This window comes from Mesorhizobium sp. M2A.F.Ca.ET.042.01.1.1 (assembly GCF_003997405.1).
Taxonomy (GTDB): Bacteria; Pseudomonadota; Alphaproteobacteria; order Rhizobiales; family Rhizobiaceae; genus Mesorhizobium.
In genome coordinates this window covers 1-1,778 of record NZ_RZRX01000516.1, presented here as the reverse complement: position 1 = coordinate 1,778, position 1,778 = coordinate 1, and the positions used below count along the sequence as shown (strand labels likewise).

Here is a 1,778-nt window from a genome sequence, read left to right as displayed (position 1 = left end):
CTTCCTTCTCCCCTTGTGGGGTCCGAAGGACGGGGCGAGACCCGTGGCTCGCCCCCGGGTGGTGGATCGGCGCGCAGCGCCGAGACGGATGAGGGGTGTTCCAGCGGAGTGAGACGTTGGTTTTCCCTGGAGCCCCCCTCATCCGTCGCCTTCGGCGACACCTTCTCCCACAAGGGGAGAAGGAGGAGGCCGCTCAATGATGCGCGTGGTGCTCCGCATTGCGCTTGCGCGTCGCGGCAGCCTTCTTCGCCGAAGCCGATCTGTCCGCCGCGGAGCGCTCGCCCGAGGCCTTGCCGCCCATCCTGCCACCCTTATGCGCGGCCGGATGGCCGGTGTGCTTGCCGCGTCCCGATCCGCCTTCCTTCTTGCCGCCGCCATCGTCCTTGTTGACGGTCGCCCAGGCGCGCCGTTCGGCTTCCTTTTCGGAAACGCCGCGCTTCTCGTAGCTTTCGGCGATATGGTCGGCCTTGCGTTCCTGCTTGTCGGTGTATTTCGATTTGTCGCCACGTGGCATTGTCCTGCTCCTTGTTGCGCTGAGTGAATTCGGAAGGGATTAATCGCCCTTCTTCTTGGCGACGTCGCCAAGGTCGGACCGCTCCGGGTCCCTGTTGTTCTCGCCGGCGGCATCGCGGTTCTCGTCGGGATCGTCCTCCGGCGGCAGGTAGCCGCGCGGCTTGTTGGCCTTCGGGCCTTCCCAGCGAGGCCATTGATCGGACGTTCCAGCTGGTCCCTTCTTCGGTGAATTGCTCATCCTTGCCTCGCTTTCCGGGGGGCGTTCAGCCTTCCGCCTTCATGGTTCGTGCGATCTCGAGCAGCTTGTCGCGGTCGTGTCCGTGCTCGCGGATCAACTCGCGCGCCTGCTTCGGCGAGAGGTCGGTGTTCTCGGCCAGGAACCGCACGTCGGGATCGTCGCCGCCCTTGACCGGCAGCGTGCCGCCCTGTGGCGCGTTCGCGGCGCCCGGCCGGTGCGGTATGTTGTCGTTTGCCTGCGTCATTGCGCGTCTCCTTCGCTTCGGCGCCGTGTCAGTCCGCCGTCTCCGACTGCTTGCGGCGTGCTTCCTTCTTGCGGCGCAGCACTTCGTCGGTCCCGACGATGTCCTTGGAGCCGCCGGTGATCGCGGTGGAAACCACGGCCGGCGGATCGCTGGCCGGGAAACTGTCCTCGAGGCCAGACTGCAACTGCTCTTCCAGCGTGTCCGGATCCTCCGAGCGGCCTTCCGTGCGGCGCTCGTCGATTGGTTCAAGGTCCTGCTTGGCGTCGGGATGCTCACGCGCGTTGCGCAGCGTCGACACGATGAGCTCGACCGCGAACTCCTTCATGGCCTCGGCATCCGGAGCGGCGACGTCTGTCTCCTCGACCAGGCGCACCAGCGACTGTTCGATCTTGTCCAATTCACGCACGCCCTGGCAGCGCGCCAGTTTTTGCGCCAAGGCATGGATCAGCAGGGGACCGAAGGTCGAATAGGCCTGCATGCGGGTCTCATCGACGCGTTCGGGATGAAGGGAATGCAAGGACATTGGTGCCTCCGTTGAACATCCTGCGGCGACGGCAGCCTGCTACGGCGGCCGCTCCTAAGGTCAACTGGAGGACGGGGAAGATGTTCCATCCCGGGATCGATCGCGCCGGGCAAATGAGATGGCGTCCGCGTCCGCGGACGCCATCTTGAATTCAGCGCTGGCCGCCCTTGCGGCCTGCTTCCGAGGCGCGCTGACGGTCTTCGGCGAAGTTGCCGCTGCCGCCTCTGTGCTGGCCCGCGCTCCGCTGACCCATATTGCGG

At 65.8% G+C, this 1,778-nt stretch carries 4 protein-coding genes and 1 pseudogene; all 5 read right to left on the bottom strand.

The window, feature by feature from the left end; genetic code table 11:
* Positions 1–193: 193 nt before the first annotated feature.
* The gene (locus EOA23_RS34405; protein ID WP_127307289.1) at positions 194–514 is read right to left on the bottom strand and encodes a plasmid stabilization protein; all 321 of its coding nucleotides are present in this window, start codon (positions 512–514) and stop codon (positions 194–196) included.
* 39 nt (positions 515–553) lie between these two features.
* Positions 554–751: a hypothetical protein gene (locus EOA23_RS34400; protein ID WP_127307288.1), complete on the bottom strand. Its 198-nt coding sequence runs from the start codon at positions 749–751 to the stop codon at positions 554–556.
* Between the two features lie 25 nt (positions 752–776).
* Positions 777–995 carry a hypothetical protein gene (locus EOA23_RS34395; RefSeq protein WP_127307287.1) on the bottom strand — a complete coding sequence of 73 codons (219 nt, stop codon included), beginning with the start codon at positions 993–995 and terminating at the stop codon, positions 777–779.
* 28 nt (positions 996–1,023) lie between these two features.
* A complete protein-coding gene (locus EOA23_RS34390; protein WP_127307286.1) occupies positions 1,024–1,518 on the bottom strand; it encodes a hypothetical protein in 495 nt (164 codons plus the stop codon).
* A gap of 154 nt (positions 1,519–1,672) precedes the next feature.
* A pseudogene (locus EOA23_RS34385) lies at positions 1,673–1,771 on the bottom strand (KGG domain-containing protein); the annotation flags it as partial.
* Positions 1,772–1,778 lie beyond the last annotated feature (7 nt).